The following is a 22,271-nucleotide window of genomic DNA, read 5'->3' as shown; positions in this document are numbered from 1 at the left end:
TACACTCATGAAAACATCGAGGACTATTGAAGAAAAACAGCGTCACAGCGTAAAGCTCTCGGTGTCGAGCTGTTGAAACCTTTGACCTCCGTGTGGGGTCAAACTACCCTTAAGCTTGTCCAAAAACTCAACCAACGAGCGACGACGGTCCAAACGCGGTCCCATTGAACTCAAGATGGAATACCAAAGTCTGAATACTTTTTTTTCAGACTACACGCACAACATCAGTCGTGGCGGTACCTTCATACGCACCGAACGTCCTTTGCCGATTGGGACTCTCTTTCATTTTATACTTACTATTCCTAATGTTGAGGAGCCACTTCGCCTCAAGGGTCGAGTGCATTGGAGACTAAAACCAAAAGACTGCAAAGACGGACAAGAGCCTGGCATGGGAATCGGTTTTGTCTACGATGACGAAGTTCAAAGACAACGCACCATCGCGCTCGTCGAAACGCTCATGACGAATAGTCTCGGCCCATTACTGTATGACAAACTCGTCGCCTCCCACCTCAGGCCTCCCGAGGAATAAACCACTATTTAGCTATCACGGCGCTCGCGAGACTAAAGCCTTCTCCTCGCCTATTCGTTCCTGCCTGCTTGCAACACTACTTGAAATGCAAAACAGTTCGCTCTGTACGAAGCATATTTTGGTGAGAGGTCGTGAAGCACCGAGACAGAGGGGCCCCACGCGCAGTTCCGCAGCGAAGCGAGGACTGTTTGAGCATGAGGACCCTCTGTCTCGGTGCACACTCGGTAACATTCACTGGATAGGTGTCGACGCGTTGACACGGAGGAGAGCCCGCGCTAGGTCCCTGCTTATCATGGCAACCACTCCGGGTGAGATGCGGCAACTTCTAGATGACCTAAAACAGCGAATGAATGCGCTGGGGAGGTATCTTTGACCTCGAGGGCCTACGCTCGGAAATCGATCATCTCAACGCCCAGACAAGCGTTGAAGGTTTCTGGGATGACCAAGACGGCGCCCAAGTCGTTTTACGCAAACGCGCTGGCCTAGAAGCCACCTTGGCCAACTACGAAAAACTGCAGAGCAACATTGCCGATGCTGCAGAGTGGCTAAGCATGATCAGCGACGAAGAGGATCCCGAAGTTTTAAATGAACTTCAAGCCACCCTTCCCGAGCTGAGCAAATCGCTTCGCAGCATGGAACTGTCTCGCATGCTGAGTGGCTCAGAAGATTCTTCTGATGCCATTGTCACCATTCATCCTGGAGCCGGTGGCACCGAAGCGCAAGACTGGGCTGAAATGCTAATGCGTATGTATTTACGGTGGTGTGAGCGCCGCGGGTTTAAAACCGAGATTGTCGATCATCAACCCGGCGATGAAGCGGGTATCAAGAGCGTTTCTTTTCAAGTCTCTGGACCCTATGCCTACGGCTATTTGCGTGCTGAAAACGGCGTACACCGCTTGATTCGTATCAGCCCTTACGATGCCAGCGCCAGGCGGCACACATCCTTTGCAGCCGTCTATGTTGTTCCTGACCTTGAAGAAGACGTCGGCGACATTGAAATCAAACCGGAAGACCTGCGCGTTGATACTTATCGCGCTAGCGGCGCGGGCGGTCAGCACGTCAACCGTACCGAGTCAGCCATTCGCATTACGCACCTTCCCACCAATATCGTCGTGCAATGCCAAGCTGAGCGCTCCCAACACAAAAACCGCTCGACTGCGATGAAAATGCTGCGAGGACGCCTTTACGAAAAAAGCCAGGCAAGAGCGCGAAGCGGCGTTTGAAAAAAACTACGGCAGCAATAAGATGGAAATCGGCTTTGGCTCCCAGGTTCGAAGTTACACCATGGCTCCCTATCGCCTCGTGAAAGATGAACGCACCGAACACAAATCTGGCAATGTCGATGCCGTACTCGACGGCGATTTAGACGATTTTATTGAAGCCTATTTAATGGCGGTTACAGACCGCGACGAAGCACGAAAAAAAGAAAGCACACACTAACCATGGCGACCGAAGACGAGCTCATTGCCACGCGAAAAGAGAAGGCTGAAACGTTAAAGCAGGCAGGAAGCCTTCCTTACCCCAACGGCTTTCATGCAGACAACGAAAGCCGAAAAAAAGCGTTTTCATTAATCACAAGCGAAGCGGAACGCGCCAAACTTCCCACCGAGCACGACCTAAAGGACGACGCTGAGCAGTTCGTGCTTTTCGGTCGCATCATCGCCAAACGCGGCCCTTTTGTGGTTTTCCGCACGCCACTTGGCGACATGCAAAGCTTGGTACGCAAAGACGAGCTTAGCGAAAACGAGGCCTCGCAGTTTGCCGCTCTCGACCTGGCAGACCACGCCCTGGTGAAGGGGCCCTTGATGCGAACGCGCACTGGCGATGCAGCCATCAAAGCGAAGCATTACCAGCACATCGGCAAAGCCCAGCTGCCACCACCGGCCAAGTGGCATGGCCTGACCGACATTGAAAAGCGATACCGTGAACGCTATGTCGACCTCTTTGCCAACCCAGACGTCGCCACAGTATTTCGAGCACGAAGCCTAATTGTTTCTGCCCTCCGTGAATTTCTAAATGAACGCGAGTTCCTTGAAGTTGAAACACCGCTTTTGCATCCTTTGCGTGGGGGAGCCACAGCGAAACCCTTTCAAACACACCACAACGCCCTCGACTCCAAGCTCTATCTGCGCATCGCACCAGAGCTTTACCTCAAGCGTTTGCTCGTAGGCGGCCTCGAACGCGTGTATGAAATCGGTCGCTCCTTTCGCAATGAAGGGATCAGCACGCGTCACAACCCCGAGTTCACTATGCTCGAGTTCTACATGGCTTATGCTGATTGCGATGACTTGATCGCTTTGTGTGAGGCTATGATTAAGCATGTCGATGCGCATCTGCTGGACAAGTTCCCTCAGTTCAGCGCCGAGCGCAGCGTCGATTTCTCAGAAAACTGGGCTAAAGTAAGCATCCGTCAAAGCATCGCGGACTGCCTAACAAAACTCGATGAACAAGAACTCGGCCCCTGGAGAGAAGCGTTGGGTGCGCAAGGCGTGTTCGATGAAAGCACTGTTAACAACGCGCTTTTGAAAAACACGGCATCACTCGAAAAACGCGCCCAAATCGAGCTTAGTAAATGCAAGAGCTACGGTCAAAATGTCTTTTTCCTCTTTGAGCACCTTGTCGAAGGTCGACTCACGCAACTCTATCGTAACCAAGCAGGGGATAAATCGCTTCCGGTGTTCATCACAGAATACCCGATTGAAGTCTCTCCTCTTGCAAGGCCCAATGATAGCGATCCCCGTTGGGTGGACCGTTTCGAGCTTTTTGTTGAAGGACGAGAACTTGCCAACGCCTTTAGCGAACTGAACGACCCAGACATTCAAGCGGAACGTTTCAAAGCTCAATTGCAAAACCGCAGTGCTGGGGACGAGGAAGCTATGGATTTCGATGCCGATTACATTCGCGCACTTCAGCACGGCATGCCCAACGCGGGAGGTTTTGGACTCGGCGTTGACCGTCTGGTCATGACCCTTTGCTCACAGCACTCCATTCGTGATGTCTTGTTGTTTCCCCTGCTCAAGCCCGAGACTGATGAGCGCGCATGAACACTAGCGCAAAAAAAGCAGGGTACTTCCTTTGGTGGACCTTTGATGCCATCGCCCTCGCTGCATTTGTTGCCGCAAGTCTTACATGGCCAATTCAGCCACCCAACGACAAAGCCGAGGCGGTTTATACCGCACTAGCAAGACTCGTCATCACCTTGCTTGTCCTGTTCCGTCTAGCGCGCCGAAGTATCCCGCTTATGCTGAACGCAGCCGAACGAATCAACGTTCGCGTCTTTGTAGCATCACGTTTTTTGCGCGCAAAAAAGAGCGGTTTTTTAGGCGCCATCACCGCCCTGGCTCTGTTGGCAGTCACCGTATCGTCTTGCGCACTCACCACAACGCTTTCGGTGATGGGCGGTTTTCGTACCGACCTAAAACGAAAAATACTTGGCAATACCGCGCATATCGTGATCAGCCCCCAGAGCGGAAAACTTGAGGGCTGGCAGCCTATCATCGACCGTGTTGACTCGGTTAAAGGAATCAAAACAACTGCACCCTTCCTTAGTGCCGAAGTCATGGTCTCAAGCGCCACCAATCTTAGCGGCGCCCTTTTGCGCGGCATGTCCACCGATGCCCTTAGCAAAGTCACCAACCTTCCCAGCCAATTGCGTTCAGGAAAGCTAGAGTACCTCGATCATCCAGAAAAGCTGCTCAACCTTGAAGACGAAGAGCGTGACGAAAACAGCAATTCATCTTCTAAAAAGAAAAAAGAAGGCGCACTCAAAAAAGAAAAACACCTGGCTAAGCAAACAGACATTCCTAGTACCGACGACATTCTTGATACCATGATGATTCCGGAGCCCCTGCTTGCCCCTCGTGAAGTGCTCCCTGGCCTTATTATCGGCCAAGAGCTTGCACGCGCCCTAAGGCTTTTCGTGGGTGATGATGTCAACGTTGTCTCACCACGAGGCGATTTGGGACCGAGCGGACCGATGCCTAAAACGCGTCCTTTTCGTATCGCAGGCATTTTTTATAGCGGCATGTACGAATACGACATGAAGCACATCTACATGACGCTGGATTCTGCTCAAAAGTTTTTAGGCGTAGGCGACAGCATCTCTGGAATTGAAAGCAAAGTTAACGCCATTGAGAAAGCACCTAGCATTGCAACTAAAATCAGAGCAGCGCTTGCTCCGCTGCATCGTTCATTGTCCATCAAGGATTGGCGACAGCTAAACAGCAATCTCTTTGGAGCGCTTGCTTTAGAAAAGCTAGCGATGTTCGTCACCCTTGGCATTGCGATTTTGGTAGCCAGCTTTTGCGTCATCAGTTTACTCAGCTTGATGGTGCAAGAAAAAAGACGCGGGGTGGCTATTCTTAAAGCCATGGGTGGAGATGATAGAAGCATTGTCTACGTATTCATCCTAGCCGGTGCATTCATCGGCGTATTCGGAGCTGCCATGGGTTTGTCCCTGGGCTACTTGATCTGCTTCCTCGCAGAGCATTTTGTATTGCCCGCCCTAAGTGCCTTCGGACTCATGCAAGTTGACCTTTCAGAGGTGTATTATCTCGATAAACTTCCGGTAAACATCGACCCCATTGAGTTTCTCTTGGTCGGTATCGCATCGGTTGTGGTATGCATCCTCGTCACCATCTACCCTGCAATTTTAGCCAGTCGCATCCGCCCTGTCGATGCGCTTCGCGAACACTAACTTTGAACTCACCATGAACGAAAACGCCCCACAGCTACACATCGAACACCTCAGCAAGCATTTCATGCATGACGGTCTCAAGCTTGAAATTCTCAAAGACCTGGATCTTTCCGTTGATGCAGGCGAGATGCTGTCCGTGGTCGGACCTTCAGGTGCCGGCAAAAGCACCTTACTCCATATTTTAGGCACGCTTGATTTGCCAAGCTCCGGACAGATCTTTTATCAAGGCACGGATGTCACGCGCTACTCGAGCGCAAAGCTAGCGGAGTTTCGTAACAGGAGCATCGGTTTTGTCTTTCAGTTTCATCACCTGCTACCCGAGTTCAATGCCCTAGAAAATGTCATGATGCCAGGTTTGATTGCTGGACGCCCTCGAGGCCCGCTAAAAAAGCGCGCAACGGACCTGCTAGACGACGTGGGCATGTCCCATCGCTTGAATCACAGACCTTCGGAGCTTTCAGGTGGCGAGCAACAGCGCGTCGCCCTAGCCCGCGCCCTCACCATGCAGCCCCATATCGTGCTTGCCGATGAGCCCACGGGTAATCTGGACACCGCCACAAGCGACACCGTGCATAAGCTCTTTTTTGATCTTAACAAAAGCACGGCACCACCTTCCTCATCGTCACCCACAACCGCGAGCTCGCAGCAAGCATGCCTCGCGTCGTCCACATGCGCGACGGCCGCATCGAAAAAGACGAACGCAAAACCTCAGCACTTTGATCTCAAAGGCCAGTGAGCCGCTGAGCACTCACTCTCCGGACCTATTCGGCTTGGTTATGCTAAGGCCTATACATGTCGGCAGACACATTGTCGATTCACCTGAACGAGTAGTCCTTCCTTGGTCTAGCCATCACCAACGCAACGGCCTTCCAGCCACCGAACCATACTCTCTACTCGAAACGAGACCTAAAAGGGACCAGTCTCAGCTACAAATAACTAAGCCACCAATACCTATGGGAACGTTTAAATCGTGCGTACCACGTACACAGTGGGAGCAACGATACCACGATACCAATCCACACAATGTACACCCTTAACAGACTGGCATGGATGTCCGCAGGCCAATTGGAATGAGTAAAGAGCGGTCCGTCCCATTGTCCGAATGATGTATAAACCCACAACATCGAACAAAAATGAATAAGAGGAAGGTGAAGCACATAGAAAAAGAAAGGCACACGACCCAACGTGCTGAGCGTACCAGCGATAGTACCATGTGCGCGCTTAGCCAAAGGGATAGCAAGAAAAAACAATCCTAGTGTTAGCAATAGGAATTGAAGGGAAGGTGGATATTTAGTCGTATTCAAAAACGCCATGGTTGTGTAAAGCGGACCGCGTGCCACCAAAAACTTCCCGTTATGCGATGGAAAAAAACCCGGTTCACCGTACCCGTGAAAACCACGAAGGAGGATAAAAGCAACTAAGCAGAAGCTTGCCATATACCACGAATTCCAATTTTTTCGACCATCGTCGAATACCAACAACGGAGCTAAAACATAACCTGCAACCATAACACCTACCCACGGAATCAATGGATAAATCACATCGATTTGTGCAAAAGGAAGTCCTGGCGTGGGAATTGATCCGTGTACGTGAAGTATGATCCAGAGCCAATCGAAGGCACCTAAACTTGAAGGACTGATTCCATCAGCTAAATTATGAAGCGCTATTGAGAGTACCGCAAAACTTGCAACAACCCATCTGGGACAAAAAACAAGCAAAGACAGTATCAACATCGACACACCAATGACCCATATCACCTGTAGCACTAGGAGAGGATACGCAAAGAACCAGGAAAAATTGACCACTGTAACTTCAATAACGATAAGCCAAGCACCTCGTTTGGATAGAAACGCAGAAAGCTGCCTTGCATTCAACTTCCTTTTTTTTCGATAAAGCCAAACGCTAACACCTGATAAAAAAACAAAAATCGGTGCACATAAATGACTAATGAAACGAGTAAAAAATAGTGCGGAATTGGTTTTTGTTAGATCAAGGGCATCAAAAGGAAATGCTCCGAAATATTCCCTAGTATGGTCGAGAGCCATTAATACAATGGCTAGACCTCGGAGAACGTCAATAAAAACCAGACGTGTAGATTTGGTGTAGGAGAAAGCTTCGTACATTGCTTGGACGACTACCAACGCAAAAGCAATTTGCGTTCAAATATTGAAATACAGATATCTAGCAATATAGCTTTTTTTTATTTCGTGTCACGGCATTCGCGACCAATTGCCTAAAAAACGCAACGACTAAGACATGTTGCAAAGCAAAACCATTTACCTTTTCTCGGCTTTGCTTGTACGGTACAGAACCTATCCCGTCTATGACTCGGTCACCACTACTATTCACGATCCTCAAACTTGCTTGGCCCATGATCATCGCACGTTCGACTCAAGCTATAGTGGGTCTCTCCGATGCATTGATGAGTGCCCCGTTAGGCGAGGCAGGTCTTGCGGCGGTAACCACGGGATCGGTAAATACTTTTTCAATTCTAACCCTGCCTTGTGGCACAGCTTTCATTCTGCAAAGTTTTTCGGCTCAGTTCGCGGGACGGAATGATAAGCAAACGAATACACGATATGCCTGGTACGGATTGATATTCAGCGCGCAGGCCGGACTAATAGTGATAGCACTGCTGCCAGCCCTACCTTGGTTTTTGCATCTTTTTGCGTATCAAACGTCTGTTCGCCTCCAAATAGCAGATTATATGTATTACCGATTTATCGGTGCTTTTGCAGTGATAGGCCTAGAAGCTATTGGTAATTGGTACGCAGGGCTAGGAAAAACGCGATTGCACATGAACGCGGGTCTCATCGGTATGATTTGCAATGTTTTTCTGAACTTCCTTCTAATTGAAGGTCACTGGGGCGCACCTGCCTTAGGCGCAAAAGGAGCTGGCATAGCGAGTTCCATCGCAAGCATTATCGCCTTTCTCGCTTTGCTTGTTTTTTTTCTATTCGACCAGCGTAAATATAATCTTGCGGCATTGCGCACAATGAAAGGCTCGGAGTTTTTGCGTGTACTATGGTTTGGGCTCCCCCACGGAACAAATTTATTCTTGGAATTTGCGGCGTTTACAGTGTTTATCAGCGTCGTCGTTGCTCAACTGGGAACCACCGTTTTGGCCGCTGCAATGGTCGTCTTTAATATCAATACCGCCTCCTATATGCCTGCGTTTGGCGTTAGCTCTGCAGGAGCTATTATTGCGGGACAACACATAGGATCTAAACAATCATCGCGAGTGTGGCCTACTTTAAAAACCACTATATTAATAGCAATCGCGTGGGAAGTTACTGTAGGCTTTTTCTATTTGTGCATACCAGAACAACTCATGCTTTGGTTTGCGTTCGACCAAGACTCGAATGAAATGATCCGAATTGGAGCGTCAATGCTAGTAGTAAGTGCAACTTGGCAGGTTTTTGATGCGGTCAGCATGAGCTACGGGGAAACACTGCGTGCAGCGGGCGATACATTCTGGTGCATGCTTGCGCGCATCTTACTTTCTTGGCTTTTCTTTGTACCGCTTGCCTATTTCTCGGCCATTATATTCAATGGGGGATATCTCGCTGCAATGGTAAGTTTACTTTGCTGTCTCGTCGCGCTTGCTGCGATACTGGCGTGGCGCTTTCATAGCGGAGCGTGGCGTCAAATTTCGCTTACTGGAAACACTTAGCTTGCATTGGCTTGCAGTAAGCCTAGACTTCGTTTTCCGCGCCCTTTGCTGCCACTAAGATCCGATAAATCGATGTGAATAATAGCTTCCACCAAGGTCTTTCCGGTTTCCGTGAGAGTAATGATTTTTCTATTCGTATCGACCGTCAACAATCCATGCTTTTCAAGCTTTTTAAGATCGTTCACCATAGGAAGCGAAAAAAGCGGCTCAGAAAATTTCGCTTCGAAAGCCTCGGCTGATACAGGCTCACAGGCGCTAAGAGCCATTTGCAGGAATCTGCCTTTTTCCGCCTCTTCATCAAAGCCCCGAATACTTCCAAAAGGGATTCGCCCCTGTTCAATTAACTCGCTGTAGGTCTTGGGGTGTGTCTCAACCGATGCCGTTGAGTGGTCGTTCTGCTGACTTGCTCCAAGACCAATACCAATATCTGGAAACTGCTTATCTTGATCAACCATGATCGCCTTCCAGCGTTCCGGCCCCGTTTCCTTTTTCTGAAAGTACATCGTCGGATGCTCATCGTAGCCAGCATCATTGAGAATCTTAACGGCCTCTTCGCGCATTTGGTAAACCTCACCAAGGCTCGGCCATCGGTGCCCATCTTCTTCCACTTTCTTTCGACGAGCAGCAGATTCCCATGCCGACGGAGCAATCCCGGCTATCGCGGTATTCGTCTCCTTGAATGAAAGAAGATGAAGTTTTGTCACAACGATAGTATCCAATCCAAGATCGACACATCGCTTAACATCATTGAGGAACGAAGCGACCGACTGACCAGGAAGACCATAAATCAAATCGCCTGAAATACGGTCAAAGCCCAGTTTTCTGGCATCTTCATACACTCGAACAGCTTCATCTCCAGTGTGATTCCTGCCTGAAATCCTTAGCTGTTCATTGTCAAAGGATTGTATGCCATAGGAAAGCTTGTTAACGCCTATCGACTTAAGCAGTCGCAGTTTCTTCGTTGTCATGCTCTCGGGAGCCTTCCACGCGCACCGATGAACTTGGAAGGAAGTTAAAAGTGTCTAAATAAAACCCAATAAGATCAGACAAAGCGCTGTCGGGTAGCTGTGTCGGAGTACCTCCGAACAGGTTAAATTCACCAACAGGAGTTTTGGCAATTTGCGGGACTTTTTCAATTAAAAGTTTGGCTTCTTTCTTATTCATTTCAACCCAATCGGATGATTGGGCCAAACCTTTCTCTTCGTTGTGGTGACGAACAATGACCGCGAATTGGCAAAACTTACAGCGATAATTGCAAAGCGGTATAGTCCCCCAAAGATGAAACTCAGGGGCACTGGCCAACGATCGATGCATATCTTCAAGGTACTTTTCCTCGGAATAGTTTTCCAAAACACCAGGAAAAACGTGTGAACCGAAGGGATCAGCAGAAATGAAATCCCGCAAACGCCGAAGGTCATCGTTCAGCAACAAATCAACAACGCTGGGTTTTGCATACGCTGGATCGAAACGTGTCAGCGATTCTCGTGTCTCCAAATCAGTCATCTCTAAAACACTCCCCCGTTGCCAAAATAGTTGTGGACTTCTCCAGACTCTCGATCTTCAGAATAAAAATAATAAAAATCCCGGATATCCAGTTCGCTCATCAACTCAGAAACATTTCGAATTGCTTGAGGATACTCAGGAAGGTCTCCAAAATCAGCATCAATTTCAAGTCGACACCGCTCAAACAACGCCGGAGCAAACTCAAAGTACAAGCGATAACACGCGGTGCGGTACGAATGCATCATCCTGTAATTTGGCATGCCCTCTTGGAGCTTTATCTCCTGGATTCTCTTCTCAAGCGCATTCGCTAAATCTTCCCAAGAAACGATTCAACGTCGCTTTTCTCAAAGAGTTGAGGAGAAAGAAACAAAGGCAGAATGATGTACTTAAGCACGAAATCTTTATTCGTATAGTCTTGCAAAGACTTGAGTTCTGCTTCGTCGAGATCTTTCAGGCTATCTCGTTTGTGTTCTTTGCGAATATTCGTTAGCTCAAGATCCCGTCCTTACCATAGGTAAGCCCTTTGATCATCAAAGCGATATCTTGATCAACTCGCCGCGAGTCAGCTCTTACTTTTGAGTTCTTGGCAAATACAATGGACTTGCCCATTTCCCGTATTTCAGCGCCAAAATCCATGTCATCACTGCAGTGATCAATAAACTTACCATTGCTAAGCTGGTAAAATTCTTTAATACCTCCAGCTTCAACATAGTCTTTGGCATACACGGCATAGCCCCGGCCTTCCGGAAGTCCGCCTGTTATCTCATTGATCTTATCTCGTGCATTCATGGTGCGGCTAATCAGACTCCACAGCCTGGGTCGAGAGAGAAACTGACGACGATCGTAGTAACAACTCGAAACCGAAATCGCTGCATCTGAAGACTCGAGCGTAGTCACAAGGTAGTAAAGCCAGTCATTTTGGTGAACGCAATCGGCATGCGTCAGCAAGAGAATCAAGCCCCTACCCATTGCAAAAGGGTCGAAATGTTTAGCAATCGCATGCTTCATGCCGGTGATAAGCGCTGGCACTAAACCTTTTGGTTTCACATCGACAATATCTAGGTTAAACTCGGGATACCTTTCCTTAAAGGAAAGCACAACTTCCTTCGTTCCGTCTTGCGATGGCGAATAGGCGATTACAACCTCATAGTGTTCTTTTGCAATCGGCAGTCCATCCTTATCTACCTGGTCGTAAAGAGATTTTAGCGTATCTTCCACCCTGGATGCTTCATTGTAGACTGGAATTGTAATGCTATATTTGACTTCGCTCTTCGTCATATCGTATGCGTTTTCTCAACAATAAATAAAGAAACCCCCACTAAGCTCCCGAATGACGATGAACTGTGGATTTGGGCTTTCTTCTTTTTCGTGGCTCCTCACGTCCAGCACGACGAGGCTCTGACAACTCCGCTGGAAGCAGGATAGAAGGCCCCCTGCCAGGCCTTGTTTTCGGCGATTTGTTAAGCGAATCCCTTTGCTTTGATCTTAGGAGAGCAATCTCATCAAGTACATTGATACTTTCTAAACCCAACAGCTTTTTAACCTTCGTATTGTCAAGGCTTAGATCAAAAGGACGAATCGCTACCGGATCAACCGCTTCTTTAATATCGCCAACATCAAGTCCGCAAACCTGAGCATAGTACTGCGCAAATTCGAAACGAGATATGCGTCTATCACTACTAACATTATAGACTCCTGTGACGTCTTTTTCGACCATCTTCTTGATTATCGAAGAAAGCGTAATCGTCGACACTGGCGAGAAATACCGATTAATGTAGCAAAACGCTTTACCGGTCTCGTTCAACGAACTTTCAATCCATTCGTTGTAACTCTGTTTTGCTTTTTTTACGTAAGTTGTTCCAAAAAAAGTCGTACGAATAACCAGGTGATTAGCAACTGCTCTGGCAAGCGTTTCACCCTCTACCTTTGTTTCTCCGTAATAGTTCAATGGGCGAGGCTCACTGCTTTCCGTATAAGTCCCAACTTTGCCATCAAAGACAAAATCCGATGAAATAAAGATAAACTTCGCGTTCTTTTTTTGAGCAAATTGTGCCAGATACCTCGTAATCTCTACGTTAATGGATCGTGCTCGCTCCTTGTGCTGTTCGCATCCCAAAAGGCTAACCATGCCTGCGCAGTGGATAATGACGTCGGGATTACCTAGTTCAACAACTTTTTCAACCTGCTGCTCTTGCGTGAGATCCGCTTTGATCAAGTTTGCATGTGCGATTTGCGGACGATGGTCATGATAGACACCACAGGTGGTATAGTGAGGATCTTGGCAGAAAGCCTTGGTTAGCTCAGCCCCCAACAGTCCACTCGCACCGGATATGGTGATCTTTTTTGTTTTCATAACGTCTTACACACTTGCCGAGTAACGTTGAACGACAGTCTTCTTTGAACGATTGCTCCTGCTCGTTTTAAGAAACGCTCTAATCTTTCCGTTTAAAAACTCCATCGACAGAAGCTGTTTGCCGAGCTCGAAGTTTTTTTCCGCGATTTGTTTTAGCTGACGCGGGTTTGCGATAGCCTCAGCGACTTCATTAACAAACTCTGGCTCAGGCATCCCGTCATGGTCCTTGGAGGTCTTCATTAAAATGCCCTGGAAGCCGGACCTACCGTACACGTCATCGTACAACGAATAAGTTGAAGTAAGGTATGGCACACCAGCTGCGATAGCTTCACCAATTGGATTTCCGTAACTTTCATAGTCATATGAGGTCAAAAACGAACTTAGATCAGCGTTCGCGAGAATATCCCAGACCGTAAAACCCTCTGATTTTGTGCCGTTCAAGAAATCGCTGTCAAAGGTTGGAAAACATCCGCCAAACACAACTTGCTTCGAAATGCCGAGTTGATTTGCATACGCAATGAGTTTCTCGCTTTCTGCGGGATTCTCGGCTGGGTCACCTGTCACAAAAAGATAGATGTCCTTCTGAGGCAAGCGTTTCATTAACTCCGACAATAGATAGAGTTCTCTATCGATCCGCTTTTGGGGGATGATGCGTGTACAATGAGCGATAAGAAAAGCATTCTCAGGAATTCCGAAAGCAGACCGGGATGACGAGTTTTTCAAAGTCGGCATTTTCCGTTCCATCGAAAAACAGTTCGGGATCACCGATATATTCGATACATTTGCCCAGCTAACGAGATGGCGCCTGTTGAAGTCATGTTGAACAATGTACTGAATAAAATTCGATCGTTTTGGTTTTGGCACATTTTTATATGGAAACGCACCATATTTTGCACCCAGCGGCTCACTGGTTTGCATGAGATCATGATCACGCCAAAATACGTACTTCCCTAGCTTCGATGCCACACCGTATCGCTCAATCGCTTTGTACAACGCACTGGTGAAAATAATATTTTCAGGCAAGGTGCCATTTTCAACGATCAGATAAGCTACGTTGAGTTCGTTAAACTTGTTGACCAACGCATCAGCAATAGCGTCGGATAGCTCTTCGATCTGCGCATTTACGTCAATGGGAATATCCAAGTCTCGTGTCACATAGGCATCCAAAATGGACGAAACGAATTCCTCGTTGTATCGACCTTTGAGCACATCGAGTTCAAAATCACAGAGTTCAACCCAGGCGGGCAACAGATTTTTCTCATTCGCCGTTTTTCGAAAAAAGTTACCTTTGTCAGCTTTGATATCGTAACCAAGATTGAGATAAGTCTCGTAACCTTCCGCGTGAAAGAAGTGGGCGACTTTCAGGAACTCAGCGATGAGTCCGGACATCGCAACCCCATCAAAGGAAATACCAAGTACTGATTGTTTTGTTTCAGGCATAACTGCTTCGCCTAGAAAAATGTTTCGAAAACATTTCCAAAAAGTTACCGGATATAGATAGCGCCTATTTCATAAGCTGCAAGAACTGATTTCCATTCGATAAAAAAAGTTTTCTATCAAGTTGATTTTACGTGTTTATTGAAGAAAGCACGCGTCAATGACGCACCGTCACCTCCCTGAATCCTCCATCACTTCGACTCAGCGCTAACCTCCAGAGCCACGCCAACCGTCTGAAATGATCCAAATTCTGTCTTCTGCAACCAGGAAGACGCATTGCATATCGTTTTGCCAATCATGGACCTCGCTTTTGCAGCTAAGCTACGGCGAGCGAACGACCTTCGTGAAAATTGTCACAATTTCCAAGAAAACACGCCAAAAATGTCATGTTTTTGCGCACAAAACTGCCACAACAGTCATATCCCGTTATTACTGAGATCCATTTCCCGCTACGAAGTGGCTGCTTATCGGAACAGCTCAGTTTACAACCCGCTGAGCAGCCCCGGCTCGAATCTATAATAAGGCAAGTGTTGCTTGACCCAGGCCGCTTCACGCAGGTATAGCCCGCAAAACTGTTTCTTATGCGTTTTTCGACTGCGGCTTGGATTGGGCTTGTTTTAAGCTTCGGGGTCGCGCCCGTGGCTTGGGCGCAGGACCCAGGCGCCGATCCGCCTTTATTGAGCCCCGATGCACCCACCCCAACGGCCCCCCCGACATCCGCAGCCAGCGGCGACGATTCCTCCGCCGATGAGGAAATCAGCGAAGAGAGCTACGAGCCCAACGAGACCCCAAGCCAAGTTCCGAAAACCGTCTGCGACGGCAATGACATTGTGCGATTGGTCCTTCGAGGCAACCGTCGGGTAAGCAGTCGTGACATCCAGGCGACCACGGGCCTTAAGCGCGGTTCGGTCTGCCGCGATGAGGATGTTGCTCGCGCTGCGCATGCTCTCTGGAAAATGGGTTACTTCGATGACATCATCTTCGATGCAAAAGAACGCGGATCCGGTGTAGTGCTTAGCCTCGAAGTGCGCGAGCGACCCGCCATTGGCGCCATCCGCTACGAAGGCAACGACGAGCTTGACGACGAGGACTTAGAAGAAGTGGTTGATCTGACCGAGGGGGAAATTCTCTCGGTACCTGAAGTTAGAAAACACGTGGTTAAGTTGCGTGACAAGTACGCCGAAGAAGGTCACTACCTGGCCCGCATCGACTACAAGCTTACGAAGATGCCGAACAACGAAGTCGCCGTGGTATTTATGATCCGCGAAGGCGACGAAGTGACCGTACGACGCATGCGTTTTTCAGGAAACTATCATCTTGACGATGAGAAACTTCGCGGCATCATGCAAACCAGCGAAACTGGTTTTTTCTCCTTTCTTTCCTCAAGCGATACCTTTCAAAAGAGTGTCTTCGAAGAAGACGTCAATCGCTTGCAAGCCTATTACTATGACCAGGGCTACCTAAACGCTCAAATCGGTGAGCCACGTGTTGAGATTACCGCCGATCGCAAGCACATCGATATCGGTATCGATATTGAAGAAGGACCTCGTTTCAAAGTCGGCGAGATTGTTGTGACGGAACTCGACAGCGCCGGCCGAGAAATCCAGCCACTTGGCGGCAAACGCAAACTGCGCAACATGATCGATCTAGAGCGAGACGACTGGTTTAGCAGCACGACGATTCAAAAAGACCTGCTAGAAATCACGCGCATGTACCGCGACGAGGGCTATGCCAAGGCCGTCGTACGACCGGAAACAAAACTCGACCATGGCAAGCGTATCGTTGATATCAACGTAAGCATTGCGCGAGGACCAAAGGTTTACGTCGAACGCATCAACATCCGAGGGAACACACGCACTGCCGATGAAGTCATTCGCCGTGAAATGCGACTTTTAGAAGGAGAGCTCTACAATCAAAGCAAACTTGATCGCTCCAAAGAGCGCATCATGCAACTCGGTTATTTTGAGCGCGTGGATTTTTCTGAAAGCGCTGGCACCGCGGATGACCGTCTCACGGTCAACGTGGAAGTCGCCGAGCGCTCCACAGGAACTTTTCAGATAGGTGCAGGCTTCTCGTCCATTGAAAGCTTTATCCTCACCGCGCAAGTGCAGCAGCAGAATATTTTCGGTCGCGGCCAATCCCTTTCCTTGCAGCTTCAGCTATCAGGGATTCGCCAGTTAGCGCAATTGCGCTTCGTTGAACCGTATTTTCTCGATACCGAATGGACCATGGCTATCGATGCCTATAAAACCAGTCGTCAGTTTTCAGCCTTCAACCAAGACCGTGCCGGTGGACGCCTTGCTTTTGGTCACCCCATTTTCCATGAAAACCTTCAACTGTTTGGACAGTACACCCTGGAGTACGTGGACATCAGTTCCCGAACCAGTGGCTTTTTTGGAACATCCTCCGCTCAAGGCTTCAATATTTTCCAGCGCTTGCCTTTAGCCAACCTCTTTCGAGCTGGCATAACCAGCTCAGCGACGGCCACACTGACCTGGGATTCGCGCGACAACCGCCTCTTCCCCGCCGAAGGTGTGTACGCGTCTCTCTCAAGTGAAGTAGCCGATGAAGTTCTAGGCTCAAACAATACATTCATTCGCCATCGTCTCTTTGGCCGCTACTACTACCCCTTATTTAACAAAAACGTTGTACTCAAGCTCAACACTGAACTCGGGCTGATCACCTCCCGTAATCCACGAGGAGTGCCCATCTTTGAACGCTTCTATCTCGGGGGCATGCTTGATGTGCGTGGCTACTACCTGCGAACGCTCGGCCCGCGCATTGGTCTGCCGCGCTCCACCGATCCCAACGGCATCGCACCAGCCCAAGGCGTCGTTGTCGGTGGCAATCTGCAAGCCTTCTACAACCTGGAACTTGAGTTCCCGATTGTTAAACCAATCGGTATTCGCGGTGTGGTGTTCACCGATGGCGGCAATACCTGGAACCTTGAAGACGCCTTGTGCCAAGCGCCGCAACCTTCGGTCGGCGATCCGAGCACCGATGCCTGCAGTAACGATTTTTGGCGATTGCGCACCTCATGGGGCTTTGGTTTCCGCTGGATCTCCCAGGTCCTGCCTCCTTTGCGCTTTGAATGGGGTATCCCCTTTTCCAGACGCAGCTACGAGCGCAGCGTGGTGTTCAACTTCAGCTTCGGCAACTCCTTTTAAATCGCGCTCGCCTTGAATAGTTCTGGGTCAGGCACGTCTCAAATTCAGAGAATCAGTAAATACACATAACTTTGCATAAGGAATTTGTCGTTTTGGGCAACTCGAGGGCGCGTACAAAACGCCCTGATTGCGTAAGACAATTCGGTCGCCTTGACGCTCTTAGCTTGAGCGTGTACAGCCGGCGTCCTAGGAAAAGGAAGAGGATTGGCCATGATTTTTCGCAGAACCCTAATAGTGCTAAACATTTTATTGGGCGCCGCTTTTTTTGTTTCAACAGCATCCGCTGAAAACAACAAGATTGCAGTCGTTGATTTGCAACGTGCCATCAACGAGACCGAAGATGGTCGCCAGGCCAAAGCTCGCCTAAAAAAGCTATTCAAAAAGCGCCAAGACAGCCTCGATTCATCCCAAAAGCAGCTCAAGAGCATGAAAGATGAGCTTGAGAAGAAAAAAGACGTGCTCTCGCGCGATGCGTTGCAGGTCAAACTCGAAGACTACCAAAAGCGCTTCGTTTCACTGCAATCCAAGTATGTGGACTACCAAAAAGAGCTTGCCGCACAAGAAGGCGAACTTACGAAAAAAATCGTAGAGCGCATGGAACGCATTTTAAAGAATGTCGGCAAAACACGCGGCTACACCATGATTGTCGAGCGCGGCGAAGGCGGCGTGGTATGGGTGCCTAACGATTTGGACCTCACGGACGAGTTGATCAGCCGCTACAACAAAGGCGAAGGCCGGGAAGCTAGCAGCTCAAAAGCTTCAACTTCTAAGAAAAAATAGAACGCTGTCTCGAAAAAGTAAGCTTTTAGCGCTTTTTGGGCATGGCTTCCTAAAGGATAGTCGAGTAAAAACGGCGAACGATGGGCATGATGGGTAAAGGAATTCGCCTTGTTTTGCTTTTGCTGGTGCTTTGCACGACCTTGTTTAGTCTTGCGGCACAGGCAAAGCTAACCGGCCTGCCTTCGAATGTTGGCCTTGCGTACATGATACGTGCGGCCGAACGTAACTATCCTGGTTTGTTGGCTGCACGCAAAAAGATCGTTGCGGCTGAGGCACAGCTTTCCGAAGCAAAGGTATCGCCCTTCTTCCAGTTTCAGGTCATCGGCGCTTTCGGACTTGCGCCTGAATCACGCGGCACACCTATCTTCAGTCCCAACTCCGAGCTTCCCCTTGGCAGCAGCTGGGCACCCATCGCAAAACTAGGTGTTGAGGGCGCGATACCGCTATGGACTTTTGGGAAAATTGGCGCAGCCCAGGATGCTGCCCGAGCCGGCATCAAGGCGGCCAAGGAAGAGAAACGCCAAATGCTTTCAACCCTACGCTTCGATGTAAGGCGGGCTTATTTTGCCCTGCAACTCTCGCTCGACGTCATGCAGATGATTTCCGAAGGCGAAGGCAAACTCGATGCCGCTATTAAATCGGTCGAAGAACGCTTGGAGCAAGACGATCCCGATATCAAAGAATCAGACCGATGGCGGCTTAGCTCTACCTTAGCCGAAGTGCAGGCACGAAGTGCCGAAGCCAATCAACTTGAAAACACTTCTCGCGCAGCGTTGCGGACACTTACGGGCCTCAAGGAGGTCCATGAGCTCGATTGCCCATCGGAGCCTGCGGATTTTCAAGAAAAACCACTCGATTGGTATCAACGTGCAGCGCACATTCATCGTCCGGAAGTCCAAATGCTCGGGGCTGCCCTGGCTGCACGGCGCGCACAAAGCGACCTTGCCACAGCGGGCTACTTTCCAGACTTGGGCTTAGCGGTCTCAGCCTTATATGGCTATGCACCCGGCATCGACGACCAAGACAACGCCTTTGTGATCGACCGGGCCAATACCCGCTCACTTACAGCGGGACTCGTGGCAAAATGGTCATTGGACCTTTGGGGAAACAGCTACCGCGCCAAGCGCAGCAACGCCTTGTTCGAGCAAACCTTAGCTCAAAAAGACGAAGCCTTACGCGGCATCGAACTCGAAGTAAGTTCGGTGTACTACGAACTTGAAAACGCAAGGAAAAGCGAAAGCTCATGGGAGAAGGGGCATTCTGCGACCCGCGCATGGTTTATCTCCGCTGCGCAGGGCTATCAGGTCGGCACTGCCGAAGCCCGAGACCTGGTCGACGCCATCAAGGCCTACTTCACAGCACGCTTTAGCCACACGGAATCCATTCGCAGCTTCAACACCGCCGCCTCCAAGCTCGAACGCGTCATCGGAACCGAACTCATTCCGCTTGACCGTTGGGAAAAAGCTTGCGAATAGCTACCTGCTTGCCAGCTGCAGCCTTAGAATTTTCGCTTTTTCGGTTTGGCGCCTCAGCGACACCCAGAAAAAGCGTTGAATAGAAACCAGAATTCTTACGTCTTTATAGGATAGGCCAGCTAGATTATTGGAGAATAACTATGAAAATTCGCGCGATTCAACTGCTTTTAGCCATCTTATTGCTATGGCTCCCTACCAGCGGCGCTCTCGCTAAGGGACAAGACGCCGTGGATTTTCTCAAGAAAAAACACGCCGAAGTCGAAAAACTTCTGCCGAAAAGCAAAGCGAACAACCCAGAGCTTTCTGACAAGCTAAAGCAGGCCCTCAATAACTTACTCGACTATGAAGAGCTCTCGAAGCGATCCTTGGCACGGCATTGGAACGAGCGCTCAGCGTCGGAGCGCAAACAGTTCGTCGACTTACTTCGCCAACTTGTTCAGCGCAACTACGAGCAAAATCTCAGCTCAACTCAAGAATACAAAATCAAGTACCACGAAAGCCGCAAAGAGAAAGACGGCGTTATCGTGCGCACCACAGCCAAGTCGAAGGTAAAAAAACGCGCCCCTGAGCTTACCATTGAGTATTCGCTTCACCCTGAAGGAGACGCTTGGAAAGTCTACGATGTCACCACGGACGGAGTGAGTCTCGTGCGCAATTACCGTAGCCAATTCGGCCGAATCATTCGGAAAGAAGGCTGGGATGACCTCATTAGTCGTATGAAAAAACGGCTCCAGGACGGTTCTGAAATCTAGGAACATCGCCGCGATAGCATCGGGATCCGAGCTGACGGAGCCATAGGACCAAGGTCCGTAGATCTCGAATTAGACTTACCTTTTTCGGCAAAGATTCCGAAACCATGCACTAATTACCCCACTCGGCGCTTGCATGAGAGCGGCTTTTTATGCCATTTTAGCCAGCCTATCTCTACAGCAGGTTCATGGAACACTACCCTCTAAAACGCAGCGCCGACGGCGAAGACGAAATTACAATCCCACTTCGTGGGCGCGCCTTGCTTTCGCACAACATGTACAACCGCGGCAGCGCCTTTTCCAACACTGAGCGCAAGGTCCTGGGCTTGCAGGGCTTGCTTCCTGAACACAAAACCAGCATCGAAGAGCAACTGCAGCGCGCTTATGGCTATATCTGCCGACATCATGATGCCTTGGAGCGTTTCGTAGCACTGCAAGAACTCGAAGCACGCAACGCGGTCTTGTTTTATCGACTCCTTTGGGAGCATCTCGAAGAGTTCATGCCCGTCGTTTATACACCGACGGTGGGCCAGGCCTGCCAAACCTTCAGCCACATCTTCAGGCGCGGACGCGGCATCTGGATCACCCCCACGGATAAAGGTCACATCTACGATGTATTAGGCAATGCCCCGTGGGACGATGTCCGACTCATCGTGGTCACCGATAATCAAAGCATCCTTGGCCTTGGCGATCAGGGCGCGGGCGGCATGGGCATCTCGGTCGGAAAGCTCGCCCTTTACACCGTGGGCGCAGGCATCCATCCCACACAAACCCTTCCCATTAGTCTTGACGTTGGCACCGACAACGAAGAGTTGCTCAACGATGTGCTTTACATGGGCTGGCGGCATCGACGACTTACTGGCAACGAATACGACGAGCTTGTCGAAAGATCGTTGAAGCCGTTGCCAAACGCTTTCCTAACGCCGTGTTGCAGTGGGAAGATTTTCGCAAAGCCAACGCCTTTCGGTTGCTTGACCGTTATCGCGATCGCCTTTGCTCCTTCAATGACGACATTCAAGGCACCGCGGGGGTCGCGCTTGCCGGTGTGATGGCCGCATCTCGCATCAGCGGGATTGCACTCAAAGACCAGCGCATCTTGATTGTGGGCGGTGGCGCTGCCGGAATCGGCATCGCAAGACAGCTTCGTGAAAGCTTGGCCATGGAGGGCCTTGACGGACAAGCTCTTGAGACCTCAGTCGCAGTGACCGACAGCGGCGGACTAATTCACCAGGGCCGCGAAATCGATGATAGCTACAAAAAGGAGTTTGCCTGGTCCATCGACTTGCTAGAAGCAAAAGGCTTAAGCGCGACGGACAAAAACGACTTGCTTGCATGCATCAAAGCCATCAAGCCAACGGTCCTCATCGGTACATCGGGACAGTCGTGTATTTTTAACGAAGAAGTCGTCAAAGCCATGGCGAGCTTTGTGCAGCGTCCCGCCATTTCCCTTTCTCCAACCCCACCAGTATGTCCGAAGGAAACCCGGAGGACATCATCCGCTGGACCGAAGGCAAAGCTCTGATAGCAACCGGAAGCCCCTTTGAACCGGTCAACTATGGGGGGCGTTTTATAAAAATATCGCAGGGCAACAACGTCTACGTCTTCCCTGGAGTCGGCCTTGGAGCCATCATTTCGGGAGCCAAACGCATCACGGACGGCATGCTTAAGGCCGCCGCGCTAGCTCTTGCACACAGCGTTCGACCTTCCGATCTCGAACAGGGACTGCTATACCCGCCCCTGAGTGAACTTAATACCATCTGCGAAGCTATCGCTTTAGAAGTTGGCAAATGTGCGGTGAGCGAAGGTGTCGCTGCCGAGACCGATGAGAAGACGTTAAAAGAACGAATCAAGCACACCATGTGGCGCCCCCACTACCCCAGGGTCAACCTGCAAACATAGGAAACGATTG

18 protein-coding genes and 2 pseudogenes are annotated in these 22,271 nt (G+C 49.7%); 13 read left to right on the top strand and 7 right to left on the bottom strand.

Annotated features, from left to right (window positions below):
* Nucleotides 1–115 precede the first annotated feature (115 nt).
* From IPJ88_10935 to IPJ88_10915, 5 genes and pseudogenes are all read left to right on the top strand, one after another.
* Nucleotides 116–529, top strand: coding sequence for a TIGR02266 family protein (locus tag IPJ88_10935; GenBank protein ID QQR88750.1), 414 nt, complete (start codon nucleotides 116–118; stop codon nucleotides 527–529).
* Nucleotides 530–821: 292 nt separating this feature from the next.
* Nucleotides 822–1,969: pseudogene (prfB, locus tag IPJ88_10930) on the top strand (peptide chain release factor 2).
* Nucleotides 1,970–1,971: 2 nt separating this feature from the next.
* Nucleotides 1,972–3,573, top strand: coding sequence for a lysine--tRNA ligase (lysS, locus tag IPJ88_10925; GenBank protein QQR88749.1), 1,602 nt, complete (start codon nucleotides 1,972–1,974; stop codon nucleotides 3,571–3,573).
* Nucleotides 3,570–5,225, top strand: coding sequence for an FtsX-like permease family protein (locus IPJ88_10920; protein ID QQR88748.1), 1,656 nt, complete (start codon nucleotides 3,570–3,572; stop codon nucleotides 5,223–5,225). The genes lysS and IPJ88_10920 overlap by 4 nt, the downstream gene beginning before the upstream one ends.
* Nucleotides 5,226–5,238: 13 nt before the next feature.
* A pseudogene (locus IPJ88_10915) lies at nucleotides 5,239–5,945 on the top strand (ABC transporter ATP-binding protein).
* 206 nt (nucleotides 5,946–6,151) lie between these two features.
* On the opposite strand, the gene IPJ88_10910 reads toward IPJ88_10915, so the two are convergent.
* Nucleotides 6,152–7,348 carry a DUF1624 domain-containing protein gene (locus tag IPJ88_10910; protein QQR88747.1) on the bottom strand — a complete coding sequence of 399 codons (1,197 nt, stop codon included), beginning with the start codon at nucleotides 7,346–7,348 and terminating at the stop codon, nucleotides 6,152–6,154.
* Between the two features lie 200 nt (nucleotides 7,349–7,548).
* On the opposite strand from IPJ88_10910, the gene IPJ88_10905 reads away from it, so the two are divergent.
* Nucleotides 7,549–8,898, top strand: a complete 1,350-nt coding sequence (locus IPJ88_10905; GenBank protein ID QQR88746.1) for an MATE family efflux transporter — start codon at nucleotides 7,549–7,551, stop codon at nucleotides 8,896–8,898.
* On the opposite strand, the gene IPJ88_10900 is transcribed toward IPJ88_10905, so the two are convergent.
* The 6 genes from IPJ88_10900 to IPJ88_10875 form a co-directional block, all read right to left on the bottom strand.
* Nucleotides 8,895–9,866 carry a radical SAM protein gene (locus IPJ88_10900; protein QQR88745.1) on the bottom strand — a complete coding sequence of 324 codons (972 nt, stop codon included), beginning with the start codon at nucleotides 9,864–9,866 and terminating at the stop codon, nucleotides 8,895–8,897. The genes IPJ88_10905 and IPJ88_10900 overlap by 4 nt on opposite strands.
* Complete coding sequence (locus tag IPJ88_10895) at nucleotides 9,838–10,401, bottom strand: hypothetical protein (protein ID QQR88744.1); 564 nt, start codon at nucleotides 10,399–10,401, stop codon at nucleotides 9,838–9,840. Before IPJ88_10895 ends, IPJ88_10900 begins: the two co-directional genes overlap by 29 nt.
* A 2-nt stretch (nucleotides 10,402–10,403) precedes the next feature.
* Nucleotides 10,404–10,661, bottom strand: a complete 258-nt coding sequence (locus IPJ88_10890; GenBank protein QQR88743.1) for a hypothetical protein — start codon at nucleotides 10,659–10,661, stop codon at nucleotides 10,404–10,406.
* A gap of 226 nt (nucleotides 10,662–10,887) precedes the next feature.
* Entirely contained in the window at nucleotides 10,888–11,679 is a 792-nt protein-coding gene (locus IPJ88_10885) for a glycosyltransferase family 2 protein (protein ID QQR88742.1), read from the bottom strand.
* Between the two features lie 40 nt (nucleotides 11,680–11,719).
* Nucleotides 11,720–12,754, bottom strand: a complete 1,035-nt coding sequence (locus IPJ88_10880; GenBank protein QQR88741.1) for an SDR family oxidoreductase — start codon at nucleotides 12,752–12,754, stop codon at nucleotides 11,720–11,722.
* 6 nt (nucleotides 12,755–12,760) lie between these two features.
* The gene (locus IPJ88_10875) at nucleotides 12,761–14,194 is read right to left on the bottom strand and encodes a glycosyltransferase family 4 protein (GenBank protein ID QQR88740.1); all 1,434 of its coding nucleotides are present in this window, start codon (nucleotides 14,192–14,194) and stop codon (nucleotides 12,761–12,763) included.
* Between the two features lie 578 nt (nucleotides 14,195–14,772).
* Between IPJ88_10875 and bamA the strand changes: the two genes are divergently transcribed.
* From bamA to IPJ88_10840, 7 genes are all read left to right on the top strand, one after another.
* A complete protein-coding gene (gene bamA, locus IPJ88_10870) occupies nucleotides 14,773–17,358 on the top strand; it encodes an outer membrane protein assembly factor BamA (GenBank protein ID QQR88739.1) in 2,586 nt (861 codons plus the stop codon).
* A gap of 210 nt (nucleotides 17,359–17,568) precedes the next feature.
* Complete coding sequence (locus IPJ88_10865; GenBank protein ID QQR88738.1) at nucleotides 17,569–18,138, top strand: OmpH family outer membrane protein; 570 nt, start codon at nucleotides 17,569–17,571, stop codon at nucleotides 18,136–18,138.
* 86 nt (nucleotides 18,139–18,224) lie between these two features.
* A complete protein-coding gene (locus tag IPJ88_10860; GenBank protein ID QQR88737.1) occupies nucleotides 18,225–19,613 on the top strand; it encodes a TolC family protein in 1,389 nt (462 codons plus the stop codon).
* A 140-nt stretch (nucleotides 19,614–19,753) separates the two neighbouring features.
* The gene (locus tag IPJ88_10855) at nucleotides 19,754–20,365 is read left to right on the top strand and encodes an ABC transporter substrate-binding protein (protein ID QQR88736.1); all 612 of its coding nucleotides are present in this window, start codon (nucleotides 19,754–19,756) and stop codon (nucleotides 20,363–20,365) included.
* A gap of 185 nt (nucleotides 20,366–20,550) precedes the next feature.
* On the top strand, nucleotides 20,551–21,411 hold the full coding sequence (locus IPJ88_10850; protein ID QQR88735.1) for a hypothetical protein: 861 nt from the start codon (nucleotides 20,551–20,553) through the stop codon (nucleotides 21,409–21,411).
* Entirely contained in the window at nucleotides 21,411–21,884 is a 474-nt protein-coding gene (locus tag IPJ88_10845) for a hypothetical protein (protein QQR88734.1), read from the top strand. Before IPJ88_10850 ends, IPJ88_10845 begins: the two co-directional genes overlap by 1 nt.
* Entirely contained in the window at nucleotides 21,830–22,261 is a 432-nt protein-coding gene (locus tag IPJ88_10840; protein QQR88733.1) for a hypothetical protein, read from the top strand. The genes IPJ88_10845 and IPJ88_10840 overlap by 55 nt, the downstream gene beginning before the upstream one ends.
* The last annotated feature ends 10 nt before the right edge of the window (nucleotides 22,262–22,271 follow it).

The organism is Myxococcales bacterium, assembly GCA_016699535.1.
Lineage (GTDB): Bacteria > Myxococcota_A > Polyangia > Polyangiales.
The sequence above is the reverse complement of the archived record's forward strand: the minus strand, read 5'-3'. Positions and strand labels throughout refer to the sequence as shown.